The sequence below is a fragment of the Sphingomonas quercus genome (assembly GCF_018863195.1).
In the GTDB taxonomy this organism is placed as follows: domain Bacteria; phylum Pseudomonadota; class Alphaproteobacteria; order Sphingomonadales; family Sphingomonadaceae; genus Solisphingomonas; species Solisphingomonas quercus.
The window spans coordinates 18,933-44,634 of the sequence record NZ_JAHKRT010000010.1 but is presented as its reverse complement, the minus strand read 5'-3'; the positions used below and the strand labels follow the sequence as shown (position 1 = coordinate 44,634).

Below are 25,702 nucleotides of genomic sequence, written 5' to 3'. Positions count from 1 at the left end.
TGTCCGGTCCTCGACGGATTCTCCTTTGGAGTCAGTCGTGACGGCTTTGCGTGACGGCGTGCTGAGGCGGATGTCGCCGCGGTCATCCTGATGCGCAGGGGCCAGCCCCGCCCGGCGCCCCGTCGGGGCGGCCAGGCGAAGGGCGGCGCCGTGTTCCGGGGAGAGCTCGCTCAGCTTTCCGGCAGGAAATCCGGCACGGAGAGATAGCGTTCGCCCGTGTCGTAATTGAAACCGATGACGCGCGGACTGTCACCCAGTTCCGGAAGCTTCTGTCGGATCGCCTGCAGCGTCGCGCCGGAGGAGATGCCGACGAGCAGCCCTTCCTCGCGGGCCGAACGGCGGGCCATCTCCTTGGCCTCGCCAGGATCGACCTGGATGACGCCGTCGAGAAGATCGGTGTGGAGATTGGCGGGGATGAAGCCCGCGCCGATACCCTGAATGGCGTGAGGCCCCGGCTGGCCGCCGGAGATGACCGGTGACAGCGTCGGCTCGACGGCGAACACCTTGAGCATCGGCCAGCGGCCCTTCAGCACCTGCGCGACGCCGGTGATGTGGCCGCCGGTGCCGACGCCGGTGATGATCGCGGTGGGCGGCGCATCCCGGAAGTCGGCGAAGATCTCCTCTGCGGTGGTCTTCACATGCACGGCGATATTGGCCGGGTTCTCGAACTGCTGCGGCATCCACGCGCCGTCGATCTGGGAGACGAGTTCCATGCCGCGCTCGATCGCGCCCTTCATGCCCTTTTCCTTGGGCGTCAGATCGAAGCTGGCGCCATAGGCGAGCATCAGGCGGCGGCGCTCGACGCTCATGCTTTCCGGCATGACCAGGATGAGCTTATAGCCCTTCACCGCCGCCACCATGGCAAGGCCGATGCCGGTGTTGCCGGAGGTCGGCTCGACGATGGTGCCGCCGGGGCGGAGCCGGCCCGACGCCTCGGCATCCTCGATCATCGCCAGCGCGATGCGATCCTTGATCGAGCCGCCGGGATTGGCCCGCTCGGACTTGATCCACACCTCGGCGTCCGGGAACAGGCGGCTGAGGCGGATATGGGGCGTGTTGCCGATGGTGGCGAGGACGTTGTCGGCCTTCATGCTAGCTTCTCCTCGGTCGGGGCATGGTCCAGATTTTCGGGCGGATCGAAATTGCGCGCATTGCGAAGCTCCGGAAACAGCCTGGTCCATAGCAGAACCACGATGACGGCGCCGAATCCGCCGGCGATCACCGCCGGCACCGGCCCGATCACTGCGCCGAGCAGGCCGGATTCCGCTTCGCCCAATTCGTTCGAGCCGGACACGAACAGCGAGGAGACGGCGCCAACGCGGCCGCGCATCTCGTCGGGCGTGTGGAGCTGGATCAACGACTGGCGGACATAGACCGAGAACATGTCGGCCGCGCCGACCAGCGCCAGGCAGCCGAGCGACAGCGGCATCCAGCGCGACAGGCCGAACAACACCGTGCCGCCGCCAAACACCGCGACCGCGCCGAGCATCTTGCGCCCGACATTATGCTTGAGCGGGCGGAACGCGAACCACAGCGCCGTCACCGCAGAACCGAAGGCCGGCGCAGCGCGCAGATCCCCGAGCCCTTCCGGCCCGACATGCAGAACGTCGCGCGCGAACACCGGCAGCATCGCCGTCGCCCCGCCGAGCAGCACCGCGAACAGATCGAGCGAGATCGCGCCCAGCACCAGCTTGTTGCGGCGGACATAGGCGAGGCCTTCGATCGCCTGGCGCCACGGATTGCCCCGCGCCGCCTCCCGCCGGGGCAGCGGACGGAGCAGCATCAGCGCCGTCAGCGAAACCGTGAACAGGACCGTCGACACCGCATAGGGCACCCAGCGATCGATGGCGTAGAGATAGCCACCCAGCGCCGGCCCGATCACCGAGCCCGACTGCCAGGCGATCGAGCTGAGCGCGATCGCCGTCGGAAGTACCGCGCGCGGCACGAGATTGGGTGCGATGGCGCTGAGCGCCGGGCCGGCGAAGGCGCGCGCCACGCCGAGCAGCGCAGCAATGATGAACAGCGCCGGCAACGTCGTCGTGCCGCGCCACGACATCTCGGCCAGCATCACCGCGCAGACGATTTCCAGCGTGACTGCGGCGCGCGCCACCCAGCGCCGGTCCACCCGATCGGCCGTCCACCCGACGACCAGCGTCAGCAGGGCCAGCGGCGCGAACTGGATCAGGCCGACATAGCCCAGCTGCAACGCCGCCTGCTTGAGCGGCATGGTGCGCCGGGCGATGTCGTAGACCTGCCAGCCGATGACGATGACCATCGCCAGCTGTCCCACCGTCGTCGAGAATCGCGATAGCAGGTAGAGCCGATAGTCGCGGATGCGGAGCGGGTGAGGGGCATCGGCCATTTCCCCTGCGCATAGGTCAGGGAATCGGGCGAGGGCAACGGGGGACCGCCATTATCAGCCGGGCTTGTCGTCCTTGCCGCGGTTCACGGCATGCTCCGTTTCGCGGACGACGTGGGTGACGACGCCCTTGTCCGGATGGGCAGGCGCATCCTGCTTGCCCGGCCAGGGGCCGCCCTGGGATTCGCCGCCGCCCCTGGTGTCGGATACGCCGTCGCTACGGGTGTTGTCGTTCATCGTGCAGCCTCCTGATGTGGAGGCGGAACGCACGAAGGATCAGGCGAGGCTCACGAAACTGTCGAGGACGCGCTTGCGGCCGGCATGCTCGAAGTCGATTTCGAGCTTGTTGCCCTCGATCTCGGCGACGACGCCATAGCCGAACTTGGTATGGAACACCCGGCGGCCCTCGCTGATGTCGCCGCGCGGCTTGGCGGCGAAGCTGGCGGCGCTGACACGGCTCTCGACGACGCGTGCCGGCGCCGTTGTGAAGGCGCCGGAGGTGGCGGCGCGCTGCCAGCCGGGGCCGCGCCCGGTGCCACGACCGACATCGGCGAACGGATCGGCACGCTCAGACCAGTTGGCCCGCCAGAGCGATTCCCCGCCGGACATCGTCGTCTCCGCCTCGACATGGGCAGCGGGCAGCTCGCCGACGAAGCGCGACGGGATGGACGAGGTCCACTGGCCATAGATTCGGCGATTTGCAGCGTGGAATATGAAGCACTTGCGCCGCGCTCTTGTGATCGCGACATAGGCGAGGCGGCGCTCCTCCTCGAGACTGGCAGTGCCGCCCTCGTCGAGCGCGCGTTGCGACGGGAAGATGCCTTCCTCCCAGCCCGCGAGGAACACCGTGTCGAATTCCAGCCCCTTCGCGGCGTGGATGGTCATGATGGTCAGCTTGGGCGCATCCTCGGCGGCGTCATTGTCCATGACCAGGCTGACATGTTCGAGGAAACCGCCGAGCGTCTCATAATCCTCCATGGCGCGGACAAGCTCGGTAAGGTTTTCCAGCCGGCCGGCGCTTTCCGCCGAGCGATCGGCCTGCAGCATGGCGGTATAGCCGCTTTCGTCGAGCACCTGGCGGGCGAGATCGGGATGGGCCATGCTACCGGCCAGATCGCGCCAACGGGCGATGTCGCCGACCAGCCTTCCCAATGACTTACGGGCCGCTCCTGTCAGCTCGTCTGTATCGAGGATGAGGGCGGCCGCCATGGTCAGCGGCACGCCACGGGCGCGGGCCAGCTGATGGACCTGGGCCACCGCCTTGTCGCCCAGCCCGCGCTTCGGCGTGTTGACGATGCGTTCGAAGGCGAGATCGTCAGCCGGCTGCTGGATAACGCGCAGATAGGCGAGCGCATCGCGTATCTCGGCGCGCTCGTAGAAGCGGAAGCCGCCGACGATGCGATAGGGCAGGCCGATGGCGATGAACCGGTCCTCGAACTCGCGGGTCTGATGCTGGGCGCGGACGAGGACGGCGCAATCGGCTGCCGTGCCGCCGCGCCGCTCATGCGCCTCGACCTCCTCGCCGACGCGCCGCGCCTCCTCCGGCCCATCCCACACGCCGATGACCTGGACTTTTTCACCGGCGGTCGCCTCGGTCCACAAGGTCTTGCCGAGGCGCCCGCCATTATGCGCGATGACGCCCGAGGCGGCGGCGAGGATATCGGGGGTGGAGCGGTAATTCTGCTCCAGCCGGATCGTCACCGCACCGGGGAAATCGCGTTCGAACCGCAGGATGTTGGCGACCTCAGCGCCGCGCCAGGAATAGATGGACTGGTCGTCATCGCCGACGCAGCAGATATTCTTCCGCTCCTGCGCGAGCAGGCGCAGCCACAGATATTGTGCGGAGTTGGTGTCCTGATATTCGTCGACAAGAATGTAGCGGAAGCGGTTCTGATACTGCGATAAAACCTCACGTTCCTGCTTCAGGATGGTGAGCATGTGGAGGAGCAGGTCACCGAAATCGCACGCATTCACGGCACGCAGCCGCTCCTGATAGGCAGCGTAAAGCTCACCGCCACGGCCATTGGCATAGGCCTCGCTCTCGCCGGCATCGACATCCGCCGGCACCCAGCCGCGGTTCTTCCAGCGATCGATCAGCCCGGCGAGCTGGCGGGCGGGCCAGCGCTTCTCGTCGATCTCGGCGGCGACGATGAGCTGGCGGAGCAGGCGGAGCTGATCGTCGGTATCGAGGATCGTGAAGTTCGATTGCAGGCCGACCAGCTCGGCGTGACGGCGCAGCATGCGCGCGGCGATGGCGTGGAAGGTGCCGAGCCACGGCATGCCCTCCACCGCGTCGCCGATCAGCCGGCCGACCCGCTCGCGCATCTCGCGCGCCGCCTTGTTGGTAAAGGTGACGGCGAGGATCTCCGACGGCCAGGCGCGGCGTGTGGCGATGATGTGGGCGAGCCGCGCTGTCAGCGCCGCGGTCTTGCCGGTACCGGCGCCGGCCAGCACCAGCACCGGCCCGTCGACCGTCAGCACGGCGGCGCGCTGTTCAGCGTTGAGGCCGCGCAAATAGGGCGGCTCCGGCGTCGGGGCGGGGGTCTGGCTCACCGGTGAACAGTTAGGGAACGCCGCCGCCCGGGGCAAGCGCGACGTCGGCTGCGGTCGTTGCCGCAGGCGCGGAATCCGTTGCGCAAGGCCCGCCCACGCCGGTCGCCACCAAGGCGACAGCACTCGTACGGCCTAGGCCGGGCCGGAATTGAGAAAGCATGTCGGTCGGCGCGCGGGAGGCGACCTATTCCGCGTCGTCCCGCCTGAGCAGGGTCAGCTTCGCCTTGCCGTAGACGCGCTCGGCATCCACCGCCCAGCCGCCGGCCGAGACCGGCTCGTCGACCGCCGTCTCCACACTGGCCCAGGCGCCCGGCGCCGCCCAGCCGAGCCGCGTCAGCCGCTCGAGAAGCGCGCCGCAGCCGCCGCTTTGATAGGGCGGATCGAACAGCATCAGGTCGGCGGCCACCGCGCTGGCGGCCAGCGACGAGACGGGCTGGGCGCGAATGTCGGCGGCGGCGCCCAGCGTCGTCACGTTGCGGCGGAGTGCATCCAGCGCGGCGCGATCCTGCTCGACGAAAGTGCAGTGGGCGGCGCCACGCGACAGCGCCTCCAGCCCGAGCGCGCCGGTACCGGAGAAGAAATCCGCGACGCGCAGCCCCTCGAAGCTGCCCAGCCGGCTCGCCAGCATCGAAAACAGCGCCTCGCGCACGCGGTCCGCGGTCGGTCGCGTCGCGGCGCCGGCCGGCGCCAGCAGCGGGCGGCCGCGCCATTGCCCGGCGATGATCCTCATGCCGGGCGTTCCGCCTTGGGCGGGCGCGGCCGGCCCTGCTCGAGCGATTTGCGGAACATGATCAGGTCGTGCTGGCGGACCTCGTCGACCGCGCCGGCGGGCAGGTCCGCCAGCGGGAAGGGGCCGTAGGCGGTACGGATCAGTCGCGACACTTGCAGGCCGAGATGCTCCAGCACGCGGCGCACCTCGCGATTCTTGCCCTCGGTCAGCGTCATTTCGATCCACACATTGCGGCCGGTGCGGCGCTCCATATTGGCGTCGATCTGGCCATAGCGGATGCCGTCGATCTCGATGCCGAGGATCAGTTCCTCAAGCTGGGCCTGGCTGATCTCGCCATAAGCGCGGGCGCGGTAGGTGCGCGGCACACCGGTGGCGGGCAGCTCCAGCTGCCGCTTCAACCCGCCATCGGTGGTGAGAAGCAGCAGCCCCTCGGTGTTCATGTCGAGCCGGCCGACCGGCACCAGCCGCGGCAGACCGGGCGGAAGCTTGTCATAGATGGTCGGCCGTCCGCGCGGATCGCGCTCGGTGGTGAGGAAACCGGCCGGCTTGTGGAAGCGGAACAGCCGCGCCGGCGCTGCCGCCTGTACCGGCTTGCCGTCGACGGTGACGCCGTGGAGCGAGGTCAGCAAGGTCGCGGGCGTGTCGATGGCGGTGCCGTTCACGGCGATGCGCCCCTCGGCGATCATCCGCTCGATTTCGCGGCGCGAGGCGATGCCCGCGCGGGCGAGAAGCTTGGCGATGCGCTGCTCCTCCTTGCCGGCGCGCGCGCGCAACGGACGATCCGGCTCGCGGGCGAGGGCGGCAGCCGGGCTTTTCTTCGGCGGGGCCGCGGAACGCGGCGCGCCGCCCGAGGGTTTCCGAGTGGGCAAATCCTGTCTCCGGTGCGGCGATGGAACCCGCATCAAGCCGAAACGATATGGGGTCAAGCGCAGCGATCCGCCAGGCGGAGCGGTACGGAGGACGGCTTGTTCAGTAAGCGTGTACGGATCATTCGCAAGGTCTTGATCGTCGAGGACGAGCCGTTGGTCGCGTTCGACAACGAACATATGCTCGCCGAAGCCGGCTATGAGGTGGTGGCGACGGTCGACCGGGTGGTCGACGCGCTGGCGGTGATCGCCGAGCAGGAACTGGATCTGGTGCTCGCAGACATCAGCCTGAGGGGCGGCGGCACCGGCATCGATGTCGCCCACGCCGCCGCCAACAAGGGCGTGCGCGTGCTGTTCGTGGCCGGACAATGCCCGAGCGGCACGGAATCCTATTCGGTCGGCTGTCTCGGCAAACCCTATGCCGCGCGCGACCTGATGGATGCGCTGGAGGTGATCGAGGCGATCGCCACCGGCCGCGAGCCGAGGCGGGTGCCGCGCGCGCTCAAGCTGTTCGTGTAACCCGCCGGCGCGCTAGGCCGCGACCCGGATCACCTCGTCCCCCGGCGCGACATCGAGCAGGGCCGCCGCCCCGGCATCGATCATGCCCTCGCCGGAAAGGCCCCAGCAGGCACGGAAATCGGCCAGCCGGCCTGAGGCGATCAGGCTGCGTGCGCCGCCGGGGGCGATGCCGGCGAGGACGCTGCGCTCCGCCAGCCGGATCGAGCGCAGCGCATCGGTCGCCGCGACCATCGTCGGGCCGCCATCGAACAGATCGACATAGCCCTCATGCGCGAAGCCTTCCGCCTCCAGCATGCGCATCGCCGCGCGGCCGCCGGGATGCGGGCGGCCGATCGCCGCACGGGCGGGCTCCGGCAGCATCGCGGTATAGACGGGGTGGCGGGGCATGAGATCGGCGATCACCTGACTGCCGTTGATGGCGTTGAACTCGTCCGCCTCCTGGAAGCTCATGCCGAAGAATTTGGCGCCCAGGCCGTCCCAGAAGGGGGAGCCGCCCCCTTCGTCGATGACGCCGCGCAGTTCGGCGATGATCCGTGCGGCGAAACGGGCGCGGTGGCCGGCGATGAACAGGTAGCGGCTGCGCGCCAGCAGCATGCCGAGCCCGCCGGCCCGCTCGCGCGGGTGGAGGAACAGGCCGCCCACCTCCGAGCAGCCCTCATAGTCGGTGGTCAGCGTCAGCATCTCGGCCCGGAAGGTGCGGCCGAGCTCGCGGCTGATCTGGCTCAGCGTGCCGAGCCGGTAGCTGTAGAAGGGAGAGCTACGGCCGACGCCGGAGAATAGCTGGGCCGTGCCGCGCACCGCGCCGGTCTGCGCGTTCTCGAGCACCAGCACGTAGAGATGATCGCCCGGCGCTTCCTCGCTGCTGGCATAGGCCTCTGCGGAACGGGCAAGCTTGGCGGCGAGCGCGGCCCGATCGGCAGGCAGGTTGGTGAAGCCGCCGCCGGTCAGCTTGGCCATCTCGTAGAGCGCGCCGAGATCGCTTTCCCGCGCCGCGCGGACCAGCCAGCTCATTGCCGGGTCCTCCCTCACCACATGCAGAGGATAGGGCGGAAGGCGACGCCCCGCCACCCCCCTCAGAATGCGTAGACCAGCGTCGCGCGGCTCAGCGTGTCGACCTTCTTGCGGGTGTCGGGCGAGTCCTGCTCGAAGGTGATGTTGTAGGAAAGCCGGGCCTTGAGCGCACCGATCAGCTTGGTATCGAGGCTGGTGGTGGCGGTCGCGTTGCTGTCCTCCTCCTCGTAGAAGACGGCAGCGTCCTGGCTGAACGAGATGCCGGGCGCGATCGTCCATCGCACGGCCAGCGAGCCGCGGCCGGCCACCGTCCTGCGGTCCTCGGTCTCGAAGCCGCGGGTGTAGCGCAGCGCCGGGCCGCCGGTGACGTCGATCTTGAGTCCGGGTCGGTTGACCAGCGTGTAGCCGAGGCCGGCGCCGCTGGTGAGACGCAGATCATAGCCCAGGAAGCGATCATGCTCGTACTGGGCGAGGCCGAAGATATAGAGCCGGTCGTCGATCTTGTATTGCGGTTGCCAGGCCGCGGTGGCGCGCTCGGTGGTGGTGGTACCGTCGGTACGCTGATAATCGACGCGGCCGCTGAAGCTGTGCCGCCATTTCAGCCCCTCGCGGGTCAGCGACACCGCCGAATAGAGGCCAAGATAGTTGCTGTTGCCGGCGGCCAGCGAAGCGCCGAGCTCGACCTCGCCCTTCAGGAGATCGAGAAAGGCGGCGCTGGCGAGGCGATCGGCCTTTTCGCGCGCGGCGCGGGCTTTTTCCTCGGCGAGCTTGGCGTCGTTCTGGGCGACGACGGCATCGATCTGGCCGGCATTCTGCGGATTGGCGGCGCGCGCCACCTTGGCGACCGAAGCCAGAATCGCCGGATCGTCCGTTTTCGCGGCTTCGGCAAGCAGCGCCTTCACCGCGTCGGGCAGCGCCACCGTCGGCGGCGCGGCGATGACCACCGGCGGGGCCGGCGGCTCGGGCGGGGCGACGATCAGGATCGGCAGCGGCGCCGGCTGCGGCGCCTGCGCCCAGACCACGGGGATGGGCGGCGGCGGGGGCGGCGTGGCGACACGCTGCCGCGCGGAGCGGCGCACCGGGCGCTTGGCGGCGTCGGCGGGCGACGCGGCGCAGACCAGGGTGGCGCAGAGCAGCGCGGCGGCGATCGGCGACGACTTCATAATTCAGGCCTCGGGCAAGGTGAGGTGATCGGCGAAGAGCTTCAGCACATCTTCGTAAAGGGCGCGTTTGAACGGCACGATCATGTCGGGCAGCTCGGCGGGCTCGGCCCAGCGCCAGGCCCGAAACTCAGGCTCGGGCGTGGCGATGTTCACATCCGCATCAGTGCCGAGAAAGCGGCAGAGGAACCAATATTGGCGCTGCCCGCGATAGCGACCGCGCCACACCTTGCCGACGAGGTCGGCCGGCAGATCGTAGAGCAGGGGTTCGGGCGCTTCCGCGATGATGCTGACCAGATCGGCGCGGATGCCGGTTTCCTCCTCCAGCTCGCGCAGCGCGGCGGCACGGGGATTCTCGCCGGGATCGAGCCCGCCCTGCGGCATCTGCCAGGCTTCCAGCGCATTATCGAGGCGCTGGCCGACCCACACCTTGCCCTCCGCATTGAGCAGCATGATCGCGGCCGCTGGCCGATAGGGAAGTTCGCTCATTGCCGGTCTCCTGCGGGGATGTCGCGGGACACAGCCCCTAGCCGCCCCCCGTCCGGGTGAAAAGCATCGGCGCGGCGTGGCGGGCGAGGGCGGCGGCGGACGCTGGCGGACGGGGGCGGCGGCTGGTACATCGGTGGCCATGCTTCTCGCCCTGATGATCGCCCTCCAGGCCGCCACACCTGCGGCGCCGGCCGCCGCGCCCGGCCCGCCGCCCCGCTACCTCCAGCAGATGCGCCAGTTCGGCATGACCGAGGCGGGAATCGCCGTGCTTCAGCGCCTGTCCGCGCCCGATCCGGACGCGCCGGCCTATGCCGCGCGGCGACAGGCGTTGCGCGACCGGCTGCGCACCATCGCCACCGCAAACCCGATCGACGTCGAGGGCTTTGCGGGCCTGCTCAAGGCCGAGGCGCAGGCGGAAGGGGAGGCGCGGGTGCGCGTCGCGGAAAAAATCGCCGAGACGATGCGCGCCCTGCCGCCCGAGGATCGGCAGATTTTCGCGCGCGTCGTGCTGGCCCAGAGCGCCCGGGCGGCGCCGGCGCCGGCGGCGACCCAGAAGCCCTGACGCGCGGGCTTTCTTTCCGCCGTAACGAGCGCATATTGATGCCATGCATGCGCCCGTCCATCGCGGACATCATTTGCTGAGGGCGGGCCGGCTGTTCGCCACGGGCGAAGGCTGGCTTGCACGGCTGGTGGCGCCGGGGTTCCGCCGGCTGCTGGACCGGATCGACGCCGGGCTGGCCGAGGGCGCGATCGACCTCACCTTGCCGGAGGGATCGCGCCGCCGCCTCGGCGGGCGGCGCGCCGGGCCGGTCGCCGATGTCGAGCTCAAGGATTGGCGTGCGCTGGTGCGTCTCGCGGTGGGGGGCTCGGTCGGCTGGTATGAAGCGTGGGAAAAGGGGGAATGGACCAGCCCCGACCCGGTGCCGCTATTCGACCTGTTCATGCGCAATCGCCATACGCTGGGCGGCGCCGGACGCTCGCGCGGCGTCGTGCGGTGGCTGAACCGGCGGCTTACCGCGCTGCGCCGCAACGATCGCGCGGGGGCGCGGCGTAACATCGCCTTCCACTATGACCTCGGCAATGATTTCTACGCCGCCTGGCTCGATCCCTCGATGACCTATTCCAGCGCGGTGTGGAGCGCGGGCGACGATCTGGAGGCCGCCCAGCATCGCAAGATCGACCTGCTGCTCGATCGACTGGAGCTGGCCGCCGGCGACCGCTTGCTGGAGATAGGCTGCGGCTGGGGCGGGCTCGCCGAGCGGGCGGCGGGGCGCGGCGCGGATGTGCTCGGCATCACCCTTTCCGAGGAGCAAAAGGCGTTCGCCGAGGCGCGGCTCGCCGGTACCGGCGCGGTGATCGAGCTCGTCGACTATCGCGATGTGGCCGGGCGGTTCGACGCCGTCGCCAGCGTCGAGATGGTCGAGGCGGTCGGCGAGGAATATTGGCCGGCCTATCTCGGCACCATCGCCCGCGTGCTGAAGCCGGGCGGGCGGGCGGCAATCCAGTTCATCTCGATCGATGACACGATCTTCGAAGCCTATGCCGCCAATGCCGATTTCATCCAGACCTACATCTTTCCCGGCGGGCTGCTGATCTCGGAAAGCCGCTTCCGGGCGATCGCCGGGCGGCTCGGCCTGTCATGGCAGGACCGCCGCGGCTTCGGCCCCGATTATGCCGAAACGCTGAAGCAATGGCGCGTCCGCTTCGATGCGGCGGCTGCGGCGGGGAAGCTGCCCGCCGGCTTCGACGCGCGGTTCGTCCGGCTATGGCGCTATTACCTGATGTATTGCGAAGGCGGCTTCCGCGGCGGCGGAATCGATGTGGCGCAGGTAACCTTGGTCAAGAACTGAGCAGCCCGCCCCTTCGTCATCCACAGCTGCAAAGACTTCGGGTTTGGCCCCGGCTCAGGCCCCCACCGCTTCCTTCTGTCCGCGCGCGGAGCCGGCCAGCCGGCGGCGGGCGCCGGTCGGGAAATCCTCCGCCAAGAGGGCCATCAGCTTGTCCGCCGTTTGCGCCGGGCTCTGGATCGTTGCTGGATCCTCGCCGGGATAGGCGCGGGCGCGCATCTGGGTGGCGGTGGCGCCCGGATCGACGATGGCCACGCGGATCGCGGAGATGTTGCTCATCTCGTCGCCATAGGCGAGGAGCAGCGTCTCGAAAGCCGCCTTGGACGCGCCATAGGCACCCCAATAGGCGCGCGGGGAGGCCGCCACCGACGAGGTGATGCCGATGATCTTCGCCTCGGCAGACGCGCGCAGCAGCGGATCGAAGGCGGCGAGCAGCGCCTGCTGGGCGATGACGTTGAGCGTCATCACCCGGCCGAATTCCTTGCCGTCGATCGCCGGAACCGGGGTCAGCGAACCGAGCATGGCGGCGTTAAGGACGAGGATGTCGAGCGACTTCCAGCGTTCGCCGACCGCCGCCGCCAGCCGGGCGACGCCGTCACCGGCGGCGAGATCGAGCGGGGCGATGGTCGCCGAGCCGCCGGCCTGATGAATGCGCTCCTCGACTTCCTCAAGCCCGGCGGCGGTGCGGGCGACGAGCACGACATGCGCGCCGGCAGCGCCCAGCGCCTCGGCCACCGCCGCGCCAATCCCACGCGAGGCGCCCGTGACGAGCGCCAGCTTTCCCTCATAAGCGCGCGACATCAGGCAATCCGCTCGGCAAGCATGGAGAGCTGGTCCGCTGGCGCCAGATCCTCCTGATCGGTGAGGTGAGTGGGGTAGGAGCCAGTGAAGCACGCGTCGCAATATTGCGGATGCGCTTCCTCCCGCGCGTCCTCGCCGAGAGCGCGATAAAGCCCCTCGATCGACAGGAAGGCGAGGCTGTCCACCTTGATGTAATCCCGCATCTCGGCAACCGACATCTGGGCGGCGAGCAGCTTGGCCCGCTCGGGCGTGTCGACGCCGTAATAGCAGCTGTGCCGCGTCGGCGGGCTGGCGATCCGCATATGGATCTCCTCGGCGCCGGCATCGCGCACCATCTGCACGATCTTGAGGCTGGTCGTTCCGCGCACGATCGAATCGTCGATCAGCACCACGCGCTTGCCCTGGATGAGCGCCCGATTCGCATTGTGCTTCAGCTTGACGCCGAGATGGCGGACCTGATCGCCCGGCTGGATGAAGGTGCGCCCGACATAGTGCGAGCGGATGATGCCCAGCTCGAACGGGATGCCGGACTGCTGGGCATAGCCGATGGCGGCCGGCGTGCCGCTGTCCGGCACCGGGATGACGAGATCGGCGTCGATCGGATCCTCGATCGCCAGCTCGGCGCCGATGCGCTTGCGCACCGAATAGACCGACGAGCCATCGACGATCGAGTCGGGCCGCGAGAAATAGACATGCTCGAAGATGCACGGACGCGGACGGACCGGCGCGAACGGCCGGTGCGAGCGCAGGCCCTTGTCCGAGACGATGATCAGCTCGCCCGGCTCGACCGAGCGGATATAGGAAGCGCCGACGACGTCGAGGCCGACCGTCTCCGAGGCGAAGATGTAGCTGTCGCCGAGCCGGCCCATGACCAGCGGGCGGATGCCGAGCGGATCGCGGCACACGATCATGCCTTCGCTGGTCAGGCAGATCAGCGAATAGGCGCCTTCGATCTGCTTCAGCGCGTCGATGAAGCGATCGAGCAGCGTGCGGTAGCTGGAGGTGGCGACGAGATGGATGATCGTCTCGGTGTCCGAGGTGGACTGGAAGATCGACCCGCGGCGGACGAGGTCCCGGCGCAGCTTCATCGCGTTGGAGATGTTGCCGTTATGGGCCACGGCGAAGCCGCCCGAGGACAGCTCGGCAAACAGCGGCTGGACGTTGCGCAGCGCCGTCTCGCCGGTGGTGGAATAGCGGACATGGCCGATCGCCACCTTGCCGGGCAGGCCGCGGATGATGTCGTCCCGATCGAAATTGCCGGCGACATGGCCCATCGCGCGATGGGTGTGGAACTGATGCCCATCCCAGCTGGTGATGCCGGCTGCCTCCTGGCCGCGATGCTGGAGCGCGTGCAGGCCAAGCGCGGCGATGGCGGAGGCGGCATCTGCCCCCCACACTCCGAAAACGCCGCACTCCTCGTGCAGCTTGTCGTCGTCGAACGGATGGGTGGTGAGCATCGATCGCGGAACCCGGTGGCTGAGGAATGGGCGCGCATATAGGGATGGGCGGGGGGCTTGTCGCCCCCCAAGCATGGGCTAGATGACGAAATCATGACGGATATCGAACAGGGTACGGCGCTTGCGCCGAAATGGGACGCGGCCGGGCTGGTCACGGCGGTGGCCACGGATCACCGCACCGGCGAGCTGCTGATGCTGGCCCATATGAATGCCGACGCGCTCGCAGCGACGATGCAGACCGGGGAAGCGCATTTCTGGTCCCGTTCGCGCGGGCGGCTGTGGAAGAAGGGGGAGACCTCCGGCCACGTGCTGCGCGTCGTCGAGATGCGCATCGACTGCGATCAGGACGCGCTTTGGCTGAAGGTCGATGCCGCCGGGCCGGCGTGCCACACCGGCGAGCGCAGCTGCTTCTACCGGCGGATCGAGGGCGGGGCGCTGGTGCGGGACTAGCCCCGCGCGAACAGCCACCTGTCGCCGTCCGATTCGGCGGCGTGCCAGCGATAGCCGTCGCTGTCGAAGCCTTTCAGCGCCTCGACGTCGTCCAGCCGATGCTCGCTCAGGTAGCGCGCCATCATGCCCCGCGCCCGCTTGGCAGCGAAGCTGTTGAAGCGCAGGCCGTCCGGGCCTTGCTCGCGGAAATCGATGGTGACGATGCGCGCGCCCCTGGGCGGGAAGGGGGCGATCGCCGCCCAATATTCCTGGCTGGCGAGGTTGACGATCACCTTCGTCCCGACCTCCTCCATATCCTCGGCGAGCAGGGCCGCGATGCGCCGGCCCCACCAGTCGATCAGGCTTTTGCGACGCGGCGCCCAGCGCGTGCCCATCTCCAGCCGATAAGGGCGGATCAGGTCGAGCGGGCGCAAAAGACCGTAAAGGCCCGAGAGGATACGGACATGGTCCTGCGCGAAGGCGATCGCGGGATCGTCCAGCGTCTTCGCCTCGAACCCGGTATAGACGTCCCCGGCAAAGGCGAAGAGCGCCGGCCGCTCCGCCTGATCCACGAAGCCGCGATAACGCTCGGCGTTGAGCGTGGCGAGCTTGTCCGAGATGTGCATGAGCTGGCCGAGCTTCTTCGGCCCGAGCCTGGCGGCGGCGGCGGCGAGCGTTTCGGCCTCCGTCGCGAAACGCGGCCGGCTGGCCTCCAACGGCGGCAAAGGGGACTTGAAATCAAGCGTCTTGGCAGGTGAGATGAGGGCGAGCATCCGCGCAGCGGGTAGCAGCGGTGCGGGCCCGGTCAAGGCCAGGTTCAGGCGGCCCGGGACATATTTCGGAACACCCCGGAACGCTTGTCACCCGCCCGCCTAGGCTATAGCTGTGCGGTCGTGTGGCGTCCTGCGGGGCCCGATAGGAGGAGGTTTGATTTCCATGCGTAAGATATCGTCGATGACGCTCGGCGCCGCCCTGGCCCTTGGGGTCGCGGGGGTCGTCGCCGTTGCTCCTGCGGACGCCCAGCGCAACAAGAAGGAAAAAGAGGAGCAGCCCGCGCAGCCGCAATTCAAGCTGAGCAAGGGCGTGCGCGAGAATGTCGGCGCGGCGCAGGAAGCCGCCGGCAAGAATGATTTCGCCACGGCCGAGGCGAAGCTGACCGCCGCCGATCCGCTGGCCCAGACCAATGACGACAAATATGTCATCGGCATCACCAAGCTGAACATCGCGGCGAAGCAGAACGACAATGCCAAGATCGCCGCCGCGATCGACCAGGTGATCGGCAGCGGCAGCGCGCCGGCCGCCGACCTGCCGACGCTCTACAAGAATCAGGGCGCGCTTGCCGCCCAGGCGAAGGACATGGCCAAGGCCGAGGCCGCCTATGCCAAGCTCAACGAGATCGACCCGAACAAGCCCGACAACCTCGTCGCGCTGGCCGAGATCAAATATCAGAACAAGAAGCCGCAGGAGGCGCTCGACGCCCTCGACAAGGCCGTGGCGGCGCAGAAGGCGAGCGGCCAGCCGGTGAATGAGAACTGGTATAAGCGCGGCCTCGGCATCGCCTATGATTCCAAGCTCAAGCCGGAGACGCTGAAGTGGAGCGAGGAATATGTGAAGGCATATCCGACGCCGACCAGCTGGCGCACGGCGCTCCAGATCTATCGTCAGGACAACCCGCTCGACGATAACGCCACGCTCGACCTCTATCGCCTCGCCCGCGCCGCGAAGGCACTCAATGGCGAGCGCGACTTCTTCGAATATGCCTCCGCCGCGCTCGACCGCGGCCTCCCCGGCGAGGCCGAGGCGGTGATCGACGAAGGCTTCAACTCGAAGATGGTCGACGCCAGCAGCAAGCCGCTGGGCGAAGTGAAGGCGCTGGCCTCGCCGAAGATCGCCGCCGACAAGGCGTCGCTCCCGGCTTCGGCGACGCGCGCGGCCTCCGCGGCCGATGGCCGCCCGGCGATGAACACCGCCGACGCCTATCTCGGCTATGGCGACTATGCCAAGGCGGCGGAGCTGTACAAGCTGGCGCTGACCAAGGGCGGCGTCGATGCGTCGACGGCCAATACCCGCCTCGGCATCGCGCTGGCGCGCAGCGGCCAGAAGGAGGCGGCGATCGCCGCCTTCGCGCAGGTCACCGGCGCGCGCAAGCCGATCGCCGAATATTGGACGATCTGGATCAGCCAGCAGGCCTGATCCTTATTCGGCAGATGCGAAGAGGGCGGCACCCGCGAGGGTCGCCGCCCTTTTTGCTGCCAGGGCCATTTCCGGCGAACCGACGGGACGGATGATCGCGCGCCCCCGAGCCGAGGGCGCTCTATTCGTTGTCCACCGGCACGCCAGGCAAATCCTTCGACGTGCGGATGGTGAGCGAAGTCTTGACGCTGGCGACGTTGGGCGCGGTGGTCAGCTTCGAGGTCAGGAAGGCCTGAAAGCTTTGCAGGTCATGGGCGACGATCTTCAGGATGAAGTCGATCTCGCCATTCAGCATATGGCATTCGCGCACGTCGGGCAGGCTGGCGACATGCGTTTCGAAGGCGCGCAGATCATCTTCGGCCTGACTCTTCAGGCTGACCAGCGCGAACACCATGATCCCATAGCCAAGCGAGGCAGCGTTCAGGCGGGCGTGGTAGCCATCGATAACGCCATTCTCCTCCAGCGCGCGGACGCGGCGCAGGCAGGGCGGGGCGGTCAGGCCGGCGCGGCGCGCCAGCTCGACATTGGTGATGCGGCCCTCGTCCTGCAGCTCGGCGAGGATAATTCGGTCGATTGGATCAAGTGGGGCGGTCAATGCCATGCGAATCTTCCTCCAGGATGACGAGCATCATAAGAAAGTTTCAGGGCCGTGCAATTGTCGAAGCCGCTTGCCACTCGCCGCGGCGCTGCCTATCGCCACCATTCCGGATGATGGGGCCTGTAGCTCAAGGGTAGAGCTGGCCGCTCATAACGGCTTGGTTGCGGGTTCGAATCCTGCCGGGCCCACCATCCGCATGCTGGCCTTTCCGCGCATGAGCGGCTAGGGCGGCCCGCGACGGGGAGTGGCGCAGTCTGGTAGCGCATCTGCTTTGGGAGCAGAGGGTCGCAGGTTCGAATCCTGTCTCCCCGACCATTTCGTCCGATGATCGAGGCCGGCAAATGAAACGGGCGCCACCCACAGGGGGAGGCGCCCGTTCATCCGATCGGCCGTCAGGCCGGGTCAGCTCAGTGCGCGTTGTCCTGAACGGCATCGGCCGCGGCATGCGCATTGTCAGCGGCGTTCTCGAGCGCCTGCTCGCTGGCCTCGTTCGTCGCGTTATCGGCGGCGGCCTCGAGGTTATCGGCCTGGTTCTCGATCGCGGCGGCGGTGTTGTCGGCGGCATTGTCGGCGGCAGCAGCCTCCGGCGACTTGTTGCAGGCGGCCAGAGTGATCAGGCCGGCGGCAGCGAGAACAAAGCTAAGCTTCTTCATTCGAGCAGCTCCCAAAGTGAATCCATAACGGGGCCGGCCCGAATGCCGTCCCGGCGCGCACCCCATAGCGGCGGCTTGGTAACCGTCAACGATAAATTACCGACCGATGAACGCGCCCCGCCGGGCAAAGGTTGCACTCCGCTTACCGCAATGCAACACGAGCGGCGAAACTTTCTCCCCCGCGAAGCATTTAGACCGGCAAGCAAAACCGCCGCAATCCGCCCGGATTGCAGCCATTTTCCGGGGATGTGAGATGGAGATGAGCGCCAGCATGGACGTGAGCGTCGGCAAGGCATCGCCGCCGCCGCGACGCATCGCCCTTGTCGGCAATCATCCCCCGCGGCTTTGCGGCATCGCCACCTTCACCGCCGATGTCCGCGCCGCGCTGACCAACGCCTATCCGGACACCGCAGTCGACGTCTATGCGATGGAAGACCCGGGCGTCGACCACGCCTATCCGCCGGAAGTGACGATGACGATCGCGCGCGACGACATCGATTCCTATCGGGAGGCGGCCCGTCGCATCAACGAGAGCGGCGCCGACATCGTCTGCGTCCAGCACGAATATGGCATCTATGGCGGCCCGGCCGGCGCCCATTTGCTGCGCCTGCTAGACCGCGTCGAGGCGCCGGTGGTGGTCACGCTGCACACCGTGCTGGAAAGCCCGAACGCCGATCAGCGCGCGGTCATCGAGGCGCTTGTGCGGCGCGCGGCGCGGTTGATCGTGATGGCCGAGAAGGGCCGCGACATTCTGCGGCGCGTCCATGGGGTCGCCGACAACCGCATCGCCGTCATTCCCCATGGCGTGCCCGACCGGCCGCTGACCGACGGGCTGGCCGAGAAGCGCGCCTTTGATCTCGACGGCCGCAAGGTGCTGCTGACCTTTGGCCTGCTGTCTCCGAACAAGGGGCTGGAGACGATGATCCGCGCCATGCCGCGGATCGTCGCCGCGCACCCGGACTCGCTTTACGTCGTGCTCGGCGCGACCCATCCGCACCTCGTACTGCGCGAGGGCGAGCGTTATCGCGAAAGCCTCCAGGCGCTTGCCGCGGAACTTGGCGTGGCGGATCACATCCGCTTCGTCGACGGGTTCGTGCCGCACGAACTGTTGATGGAATATCTCACCGCGGCCGACATCTACGTGACGCCCTATGTCAACGAGGCGCAGATCACCTCGGGGACGCTGTCCTACGCGGTGGCGCTGGGCAAGCCGGTCGTATCGACGCCTTATTGGCATGCCGCCGAACTGGTGAGCGACGCGATCGGAAGGCTCGTCAGGGTCGGCGATGCGGACGGCTTTGCCGAAGCCATTGTCGGCATGCTCGACGATCCGGCGCGGCTCGACGAGATGCGCCGCGCCGCCTGGCTGCTCGGTCGCGGCATGACGTGGAGCCGGCTGGCCATCGCCTATGTCGCGGTGTTCGCCGCCGCGATCACCCAGCGCCCGCGCCGGTTCGGCCGCCCGCAGATGCGCGTCCACACCTTCGCGCCGCTGCCGCCACGGCTCGACGCCGTCGAGCGGATGACCGACAGCTGCGGCATCGCCCAGCACGCCATCTTCACCGTGCCCGATCGCGACCATGGCTATTGCGTCGACGATAATTGCCGGGCGCTGATGCTGATGCACCGCATCACCGGGGAGGAGGCGGCCCGCGCCGACCAGCTCGCGACCATCTACGCATCGTTCATGCAGCATGCCTGGAATGGCGATCGGGGCCGGTTCCGCAACTTCATGAGCTATGATCGCCGCTGGCTGGAAGAGGCCGGGTCGGAGGACAGCTTCGGCCGCTCGCTCTGGGCGATCGGCGTCACCGTCGCCGAGGCGAGGCGCCGCGAGATGCGCGCCTGGGCGCTCCATCTGTTCAACCAGGTTCTGCCCCATGCGCAGGAGCTGCGCAGCCTGCGCACCCTGGCGTTCGCCGTCCTCGGCTGCGACGCGGTGCTGGAGGCGCATCCGGGCCATGATCTGGCGCGGACCTTCGTCGCCGATTTCGGACGCCGCATCCATGCCCAGTTCCGGGCTGTGCGGCGTGAAGGGTGGCAATGGTTCGAGCCGGTGCTCGGCTACGACAATGCCCGCCTGCCGGAGGCGATGCTGCGCGCGGCGCGACGGCTGGGCGATGCCGATATGGAGGCGGACGCGCTCGCCGCGCTCGGCTGGCTCGACACCATCCAGACCAATGCCGACGGCCAGTTCCGCCCGGTCGGCACCGACAGCTTCGGGCGCCATTTCATGCCGCCGCTGCCGTTCGATCAGCAGCCGGTCGAGGCGTGGGCGACGATCGAGGCGATGCTTCACGCACATGGCGCGACCGGCGCAGCGCGCTGGCGCGAGGCGGCGCAGCGGGCCTATTCCTGGTTCCTCGGCGCCAATGATCTGGGCACCCCGATCGCCAGCCTCGCCGATGGTGGCTGCCATGACGGGCTGATGAGCGATCGAACCAACCTCAACCAGGGTGCCGAATCCATCCTCGCCTATCAATTTGGCTGTTGCGCTATGGCGCGTGCAGCGGGCAATGCTCTGTCCACCGAGACAGTTGATCGGGTGGAATCGGTGGACGCAGCCACAGGCTGACGATTCGCTGGCTTGGCGCCCGGGGGGTCAGAGCTGCTTGCTTAACGAGACGATTCACTGGCCGCTTCGCTTACAGGCCGATCCGTCCCGGGTTGTGGTGCGTCCTTTCCATATCCCGATCGAGGCGCGCTCGTTCGGCATGGGGCCGAGCCGGGTGCGGCGCATCGCCGATTCCGTGCTCGCCCTCGATGACGACGCAGCGGCGGCCGAGCTCGATCATGTGCTGAAGGATTTCGAGGCGCGCCACTGGCAGACGCGCGGCGTGTTCATGACGCGCTATCTGCAGATCCGCGAGGTGCTGGGCCTCGACGAATCCTTCATCTCAGAGACCAAGCGCCAGCTGATCGGCGCCTATTTCTGCCACGAATACAGCTATGCCGCCGCCGCGCTGATGAACCCGAGCATCATCGCCCACCCCGACCAGAGCGGTCTCTCGGAAGGATCGACGCGCATCGTCATGTCGCTGCGCGCGGTGGGTGAGGGGCATATCTCGTCCGTCTCGTTTCGCGAGGGGATATTGAGCCCCGGCGTCCATTTCGAGCTGGCGCCGGAGCCGCCCTTCGCCACCGCCGCCGACAGCGCCACCGAACTCATGGACGGGGCGATCGAGGTCCATCGCCATCACGATAGCACGCTGTCCGGCACCGTGCTGTTCCCGATCACCGCGGCGCAGCGCAACGGGCTGGAGGACCTCCGCCTCGTCCAGTTCACCCATGACGACGGCTCGGTCGAGTGGCTGGGCACCTACACCGCCTATTCGGGCACGACGATCCGCTCCGAGCTGCTGCGCACGCGCGATTTCCGCAGCTTTGTGCTGGCGCCGCTCGGCGGGCCGGCCGCGCGCAACAAGGGCATGGCGCTGTTCCCGCGCACGGTGAACGGCGAATATATGATGATCGGCCGGCAGGACGGGGAGAATCTGTTCCTGCTGCGCTCCGACTCCATCGACAGATGGGGCGAGGGCGAGCTGCTGCTCACCCCCAAATATCCGTGGGAGCAGGTGCAGATCGGCAATTGCGGATCGCCGATCGAGCTGGACGAAGGGTGGTTGCTGCTCACCCACGGCGTCGGCGCGATGCGCAAATACTCGATCGGCGCGATCCTCCTCGACAAGGACAATCCGGCGCGGGTCATCGGGCGGCTGGCCGAGCCGCTGCTGTCGGCCGCGGACGAGGATCGCGAGGGCTATGTGCCGAACGTGGTCTATACCTGCGGCGCGATCCGCCATGGCGACCTGCTGTTCATGCCCTATGGCGTGGCGGACAGCTCGGTCGGCTTCGCGTTCGTGCCGATCGATGCGCTGCTCGCCGCGATGCACTCGCCTGACGAGCCGGCGCATCACCGCCGCCGGCGTCCGCGCCGCGTTCGGCCCGCCTGACCGGCGCATCGCAACGCCAATCACCGGATTGCAAAGCAGGCCGGCGCCTCCCACCTGTTTGCCAAAGCCGTGGGTGCTGGGCTAGGCCCCGCGGCGACCGAGACACCCCAGACATGGAGCCCCAGGCCGATGGCCGTCCAATACAGCTTCGTCATGAAGAACCTGACGAAGACCTATCCCGGCGCGCCCAAGCCGGTGCTCAACAACATCAGCCTGCAGTTCCTGCCCGGCACCAAGATCGCCATCATCGGCGTCAACGGCACCGGCAAGTCCACGCTGATGAAGATCATGGGCGGCATCGACACGGATTTCTCCGGCGAGGCATGGGCGGCCGAAGGCATCCGCGTCGGCTATCTGCCGCAGGAGCCGCAGCTCGATCCGACCAAGAACGTGAAGCAGAACGTCATGGACGGCGTGCGGCCGGTCGCCGATCTCGTCGATCGCTTCAACGCGATTTCGGCGGAAATGGCCGATCCGACCGACGCCACGGACTTCGACGCGCTGATGGAGGAGATGGGCACGCTCCAGGAGAAGATCGACGCGGTCGACGGGTGGACGCTCGACAACCAGCTTGAGATCGCCATGGAGGCGCTGCGCTGCCCGCCGGGCGACTCTGCGGTCGACAATCTTTCGGGCGGCGAGAAGCGCCGCGTGGCACTGACCCGCCTGCTGCTGGAAAAGCCGGACATCCTGCTGCTCGACGAGCCGACCAACCACCTCGACGCCGAAAGCGTCGCCTGGCTCGAAAATCACCTCAAGGAATATGCCGGCAACGTCATCCTCGTGACGCACGACCGCTATTTCCTCGACAATGTCGTGACCTGGGTGCTCGAGCTCGATCGCGGTCGCTACTACACCTACAACACCAATTATTCCGGGTTCCTCGAGGCCAAGGCCAAGCGCATGTCGCAGGAGGAGCGCGAGGAGGAGGGCCGGCAGAAGGCGATCCGCGAGGAACTGGAGTGGATCCGGCAGACGCCCAAAGCCCGCCAGACCAAGAGCAAGGCGCGTATCCGCGCGTTCGACGAGCTGGTCGAGCGGCAGGCGGAGCGCGGCCCCGGCAAGGCGCAGATTCTCATCCAGGTGCCCGAGCGCCTGGGCGGCAACGTCATCGAGGCGAAGAGCCTCAGCAAATCCTATGGCGACAAGCTGCTGTTCGAGGATCTGAGCTTTACCCTGCCGCCGGGCGGCATCGTCGGCGTCATCGGGCCGAACGGCGCGGGCAAGTCGACGCTGTTCAAGCTGATCACCGGCCAGGAGCAGCCCGACGCCGGCTCGATCAAGATCGGCGAGACCGTCCATCTCGGCTATGTCGACCAGAGCCGCGACCATCTCGATCCCAACAAGAATGTCTGGGAGGAAGTGTCGGGCGGCAATGAGCGCTTCTATTTCGGCAAGCACGAGGTCGCGACCCGCGCCTATGTCGGCGCGTTCAACTTCAAGGGCACCGACCAGCAGAAGAAGGTCGGCCAGCTCTCGGGCGGTGAGCGCAACCGCGTCCACATGGCAAAGATGCTGGCGCAGGGCGGCAACGTGCTGCTGCTCGACGAGCCGACCAACGATCTCGACGTCGAGACGCTGCGCGCGCTCGAGGATGCGCTGGAGAGCTTCGCGGGCTGCGCCGTGGTGATCAGCCACGACCGCTTCTTCCTCGATCGTCTCGCCACCCACATCCTCGCCTTCGAGGGCAACAGCCATGTCGAATGGTTCGAAGGGAATTTCGAAGCTTATGAGGAGGACAAGCGGCGCCGCCTCGGCGACGAGGCCGACCGGCCGACCCGGCTGGCCTACAAGCGGCTGACCCGCTGAGGCACCGGCAGCCGGTCGCCACACCCGCACCGTCGCCCTGAACCCTTCGACAGGCTCAGGGCAGGCTCGTTTCAGGGTCCACCCATCCGCGCATCGCGGCGCTTGTGGCCGGGTGGATGCTGAAACGAGGCCGGCACGATCAGGGCGTCAATAGAAGGCGGCGGGATCGGGCGGGGGCGCGTTGCAGGCGGCCTTGCTGCCTTTCTGGCAGTCATGGGCCTGGAGGCGCCAGGCGGCCATGGCGTCGGCATAGGCGCGCTGCTGGCGGGCGTAGCGGACCTCGTCGCGGGCCAGCTCCATGCGATGCGCCTGCACCGAGCTGCGATAGGCCGACATGTCGGCGGCATATTGCTCCTGCTGGGCCGCGGAGAGATCGGCCGCCGCGTTGGCCGCGTCGGCACGCTGGGCGTCGCGCGCGGCGGTGGCCGCGTCGACGGTCTGGTTAAGGTGCTGCGTCACCGGCGCCTCGACGGCGTTCACGGCGCGCTGCTTCGGCGTATCACCCTCCTGCATCGGAGCAGGGGCCTGCGCGGTCAGCGGCGCGGCGAGCATGGCGAGCACGGCGCCGATCATCATCTTCGCAGACGACATGGGACATTCTCCTGCAATCGTCCCCCGCCGAAGCGGAGAACGAGGGCAGGTCGCGTCTCGTTCCCGCCGGTCAGGCGGGGCGGAATTCGTCCGTAGCCGGATCGAGCAGGTGGAGCACGCCCTCGGCGATCGCGAAATAGGCGCCGCGCAGGGTCAGCTTGCCCGCCGATTCGCGTTCCGGGATGCAGGGGAAGGTGCGCAGGTTGGCGAGGCTGACGCGCACCGTTTCCAGCTCCATCTGGTGGGTCGCTTCCGGGCCATGGCCATGTTCGGCGACGATCCGGTCGCGCGCCTCATCGAGCAGGTCCACCCAATGGTCGATAAAGCCGCCTTCGCCCGGCCGCGCCCCGGCGAATTTGCGGGTCAGCGCGGCATTGACGCCGCCACAGGCGCCGTGGCCGAGCACCACGACCTCCGGCACCTCAAGCTGGGTTACGGCGAATTCCAGCGCCGCGGAGACGCCGTGGCGGCCGCCGCCGAGCTCGAACGGCGGCACCAGATTGGCGATGTTGCGCACGACGAAGATCTCGCCCGGCGAGGTGTCGAATATCTGAGCGGGATCGACCCGGCTGTCCGAGCATGCGATCACCATCACCTTCGGGCTCTGCCCTTCGCTCAGCTCGGCCCAGCGCTCGCGCTGGACACGCCAGCCATGGTCGCGAAAACGATGATATCCGGTGATCAGCTCAGCAAAGTCCGCCATGCAATTGCTCCTCGGGGCAGCGGGGGTGGCAACGCGCGCTGCCTATCGCTATTTGCGCTGACATGACAGAGCCGCTTCCCGCCGCGCGTCCGGCCCGCACGCGCAAGCCCGACTGGATTCGAGTGAAGGCGCCGACCTCGGCGGGCTTCAGCGAGACTCGCGAACTGATGCGCCGACTCAACCTCGCCACGGTGTGCGAGGAGGCGGCCTGCCCCAATATCGGGGAATGCTGGACGAAGAAGCACGCCACCGTGATGATCCTCGGCGACGTGTGCACGCGGGCCTGCGCCTTCTGCAACGTCAAGACCGGCATGCCGCGCGCTGTGGACAATCTGGAGCCCCAGCATGTCGCCGATGCGGCCGCCGAGATGGGGCTCAGCCACATCGTCATCACCTCTGTCGATCGGGACGATCTGCCGGACGGCGGCGCCTCGCAGTTCGTCAAGGTGATCGAGGCGCTGAGGCGGACCACCCCGGCCACCACCGTCGAAATCCTGACCCCCGATTTCCGCAACAAGGCGGAGGCGGCAGTGGAGTCGATCGTCGCGGCGCGGCCGGACGTCTACAATCACAATCTGGAGACCGTGCCGAGGCTTTATCCGACGATCCGGCCCGGCGCGCGCTACTACGCATCGCTCCGTCTGCTGGAGAGCGTGAAGCGGCATGATCCCTCCATCTTCACCAAGTCCGGCCTGATGACCGGGCTCGGCGAGCAGCGGCTGGAGGTCCATCAGGTGATGGACGACATGCGCTCGGCCGATGTCGATTTCCTGACGATGGGCCAATATCTCCAGCCGACGCCCAGGCACGCCAAGGTGGAGGAGTTCACCACCCCGCAGCAATTCTCCGCCTATGGGGCGATCGCGCGCGCCAAGGGCTTCCTGCTGGTGGCGGCGACTCCGCTGACCCGTTCTAGCTATCATGCCGGCGACGATTTCGAGAAGATGCGCGCCGCCCGCGAGGCGAAGCTCGGGCGCTGAC

The 25,702-nt window shown here is 67.9% G+C and carries 25 protein-coding genes and 2 tRNA genes; 11 read left to right on the top strand and 16 right to left on the bottom strand.

Annotation, left to right across the window (positions count from 1 at the left end; all coding sequences use genetic code 11):
• Positions 1-170: 170 nt before the first annotated feature.
• The 6 genes from cysK to KOF26_RS16255 all read right to left on the bottom strand — a co-directional run bounded on the left by cysK (position 171) and on the right by KOF26_RS16255 (position 6,415).
• A complete protein-coding gene (cysK, locus tag KOF26_RS16280; protein WP_216327594.1) occupies positions 171-1,091 on the bottom strand; it encodes a cysteine synthase A in 921 nt (306 codons plus the stop codon).
• Positions 1,088-2,362, bottom strand: coding sequence for an MFS transporter (locus tag KOF26_RS16275; RefSeq protein ID WP_216327592.1), 1,275 nt, complete (start codon positions 2,360-2,362; stop codon positions 1,088-1,090). Before KOF26_RS16275 ends, cysK begins: the two co-directional genes overlap by 4 nt.
• Before the next feature lie 54 nt (positions 2,363-2,416).
• Positions 2,417-2,596, bottom strand: a complete 180-nt coding sequence (locus KOF26_RS16270) for a hypothetical protein (protein WP_216327590.1) — start codon at positions 2,594-2,596, stop codon at positions 2,417-2,419.
• 39 nt (positions 2,597-2,635) lie between these two features.
• Positions 2,636-4,912, bottom strand: coding sequence for an ATP-dependent helicase (locus KOF26_RS16265; protein ID WP_216327587.1), 2,277 nt, complete (start codon positions 4,910-4,912; stop codon positions 2,636-2,638).
• A gap of 184 nt (positions 4,913-5,096) precedes the next feature.
• Positions 5,097-5,642 (bottom strand): 16S rRNA (guanine(966)-N(2))-methyltransferase RsmD, encoded by a 546-nt coding sequence (gene rsmD / locus KOF26_RS16260; RefSeq protein WP_216327585.1) that lies wholly within the window; start codon positions 5,640-5,642, stop codon positions 5,097-5,099.
• Positions 5,639-6,415, bottom strand: coding sequence for a pseudouridine synthase (locus KOF26_RS16255; RefSeq protein WP_435876869.1), 777 nt, complete (start codon positions 6,413-6,415; stop codon positions 5,639-5,641). The genes rsmD and KOF26_RS16255 overlap by 4 nt, the downstream gene beginning before the upstream one ends.
• Positions 6,416-6,607: 192 nt before the next feature.
• Between KOF26_RS16255 and KOF26_RS16250 the strand changes: the two genes are divergently transcribed.
• A complete protein-coding gene (locus KOF26_RS16250; RefSeq protein WP_216327567.1) occupies positions 6,608-7,027 on the top strand; it encodes a response regulator in 420 nt (139 codons plus the stop codon).
• Positions 7,028-7,039: 12 nt separating this feature from the next.
• Here KOF26_RS16250 and KOF26_RS16245 read toward each other — a convergent pair whose 3' ends face one another.
• The 3 genes from KOF26_RS16245 to KOF26_RS16235 form a co-directional block, all read right to left on the bottom strand.
• A complete protein-coding gene (locus KOF26_RS16245) occupies positions 7,040-8,038 on the bottom strand; it encodes an arginine N-succinyltransferase (protein ID WP_216327564.1) in 999 nt (332 codons plus the stop codon).
• A 62-nt stretch (positions 8,039-8,100) separates the two neighbouring features.
• Positions 8,101-9,201: a DUF481 domain-containing protein gene (locus tag KOF26_RS16240; RefSeq protein ID WP_216327560.1), complete on the bottom strand. Its 1,101-nt coding sequence runs from the start codon at positions 9,199-9,201 to the stop codon at positions 8,101-8,103.
• A 3-nt stretch (positions 9,202-9,204) separates the two neighbouring features.
• Positions 9,205-9,687 (bottom strand): RNA pyrophosphohydrolase, encoded by a 483-nt coding sequence (locus KOF26_RS16235; RefSeq protein ID WP_216327557.1) that lies wholly within the window; start codon positions 9,685-9,687, stop codon positions 9,205-9,207.
• Between the two features lie 139 nt (positions 9,688-9,826).
• On the opposite strand from KOF26_RS16235, the gene KOF26_RS16230 reads away from it, so the two are divergent.
• Positions 9,827-10,249 (top strand): hypothetical protein, encoded by a 423-nt coding sequence (locus KOF26_RS16230; RefSeq protein WP_216327554.1) that lies wholly within the window; start codon positions 9,827-9,829, stop codon positions 10,247-10,249.
• A 43-nt stretch (positions 10,250-10,292) separates the two neighbouring features.
• Positions 10,293-11,537 carry an SAM-dependent methyltransferase gene (locus KOF26_RS16225; RefSeq protein ID WP_216327551.1) on the top strand — a complete coding sequence of 415 codons (1,245 nt, stop codon included), beginning with the start codon at positions 10,293-10,295 and terminating at the stop codon, positions 11,535-11,537.
• A gap of 54 nt (positions 11,538-11,591) precedes the next feature.
• Here the strand turns inward: KOF26_RS16225 and KOF26_RS16220 are convergent, their stop codons facing one another.
• Both KOF26_RS16220 and purF read right to left on the bottom strand, forming a co-directional pair.
• Positions 11,592-12,335 (bottom strand): SDR family NAD(P)-dependent oxidoreductase, encoded by a 744-nt coding sequence (locus tag KOF26_RS16220; protein WP_216327549.1) that lies wholly within the window; start codon positions 12,333-12,335, stop codon positions 11,592-11,594.
• A complete protein-coding gene (gene purF / locus KOF26_RS16215) occupies positions 12,335-13,792 on the bottom strand; it encodes an amidophosphoribosyltransferase (RefSeq protein ID WP_216327547.1) in 1,458 nt (485 codons plus the stop codon). Before purF ends, KOF26_RS16220 begins: the two co-directional genes overlap by 1 nt.
• Positions 13,793-13,885: 93 nt before the next feature.
• On the opposite strand from purF, the gene hisI reads away from it, so the two are divergent.
• A complete protein-coding gene (hisI, locus tag KOF26_RS16210; RefSeq protein WP_216327545.1) occupies positions 13,886-14,242 on the top strand; it encodes a phosphoribosyl-AMP cyclohydrolase in 357 nt (118 codons plus the stop codon).
• On the opposite strand, the gene yaaA is transcribed toward hisI, so the two are convergent.
• Positions 14,239-14,994 carry a peroxide stress protein YaaA gene (yaaA, locus tag KOF26_RS16205; RefSeq protein ID WP_216327543.1) on the bottom strand — a complete coding sequence of 252 codons (756 nt, stop codon included), beginning with the start codon at positions 14,992-14,994 and terminating at the stop codon, positions 14,239-14,241. The genes hisI and yaaA overlap by 4 nt on opposite strands.
• A gap of 163 nt (positions 14,995-15,157) precedes the next feature.
• On the opposite strand from yaaA, the gene KOF26_RS16200 reads away from it, so the two are divergent.
• The gene (locus KOF26_RS16200) at positions 15,158-16,414 is read left to right on the top strand and encodes a tetratricopeptide repeat protein (RefSeq protein WP_216327542.1); all 1,257 of its coding nucleotides are present in this window, start codon (positions 15,158-15,160) and stop codon (positions 16,412-16,414) included.
• 121 nt (positions 16,415-16,535) lie between these two features.
• Here the strand turns inward: KOF26_RS16200 and KOF26_RS16195 are convergent, their stop codons facing one another.
• Entirely contained in the window at positions 16,536-17,015 is a 480-nt protein-coding gene (locus KOF26_RS16195) for an Lrp/AsnC family transcriptional regulator (RefSeq protein ID WP_216327540.1), read from the bottom strand.
• A gap of 113 nt (positions 17,016-17,128) precedes the next feature.
• Here KOF26_RS16195 and KOF26_RS16190 point away from each other — a divergent pair.
• Positions 17,129-17,203: transfer RNA gene (locus KOF26_RS16190), tRNA-Ile, on the top strand.
• Positions 17,204-17,250: 47 nt separating this feature from the next.
• A tRNA-Pro gene (locus tag KOF26_RS16185) sits at positions 17,251-17,327 on the top strand.
• A gap of 92 nt (positions 17,328-17,419) precedes the next feature.
• On the opposite strand, the gene KOF26_RS16180 is transcribed toward KOF26_RS16185, so the two are convergent.
• Positions 17,420-17,665, bottom strand: a complete 246-nt coding sequence (locus KOF26_RS16180; RefSeq protein WP_216327538.1) for a hypothetical protein — start codon at positions 17,663-17,665, stop codon at positions 17,420-17,422.
• Between the two features lie 259 nt (positions 17,666-17,924).
• On the opposite strand from KOF26_RS16180, the gene KOF26_RS16175 reads away from it, so the two are divergent.
• From KOF26_RS16175 to ettA, 3 genes are all read left to right on the top strand, one after another.
• Entirely contained in the window at positions 17,925-20,240 is a 2,316-nt protein-coding gene (locus tag KOF26_RS16175; protein ID WP_253201532.1) for a glycosyltransferase family 4 protein, read from the top strand.
• 97 nt (positions 20,241-20,337) lie between these two features.
• Positions 20,338-21,618 (top strand): glycoside hydrolase family 130 protein, encoded by a 1,281-nt coding sequence (locus tag KOF26_RS16170; RefSeq protein WP_435876868.1) that lies wholly within the window; start codon positions 20,338-20,340, stop codon positions 21,616-21,618.
• A 129-nt stretch (positions 21,619-21,747) separates the two neighbouring features.
• The gene (ettA, locus tag KOF26_RS16165) at positions 21,748-23,427 is read left to right on the top strand and encodes an energy-dependent translational throttle protein EttA (protein ID WP_216327535.1); all 1,680 of its coding nucleotides are present in this window, start codon (positions 21,748-21,750) and stop codon (positions 23,425-23,427) included.
• Positions 23,428-23,574: 147 nt separating this feature from the next.
• Here the strand turns inward: ettA and KOF26_RS16160 are convergent, their stop codons facing one another.
• On the bottom strand, positions 23,575-24,018 hold the full coding sequence (locus tag KOF26_RS16160) for a hypothetical protein (RefSeq protein WP_216327532.1): 444 nt from the start codon (positions 24,016-24,018) through the stop codon (positions 23,575-23,577).
• Between the two features lie 70 nt (positions 24,019-24,088).
• Positions 24,089-24,721, bottom strand: coding sequence for a carbonic anhydrase (locus KOF26_RS16155; protein WP_216327529.1), 633 nt, complete (start codon positions 24,719-24,721; stop codon positions 24,089-24,091).
• Positions 24,722-24,783: 62 nt separating this feature from the next.
• Here KOF26_RS16155 and lipA point away from each other — a divergent pair, with 62 nt between their 5' ends.
• The gene (lipA, locus tag KOF26_RS16150) at positions 24,784-25,701 is read left to right on the top strand and encodes a lipoyl synthase (protein WP_216327526.1); all 918 of its coding nucleotides are present in this window, start codon (positions 24,784-24,786) and stop codon (positions 25,699-25,701) included.
• Position 25,702 lies beyond the last annotated feature (1 nt).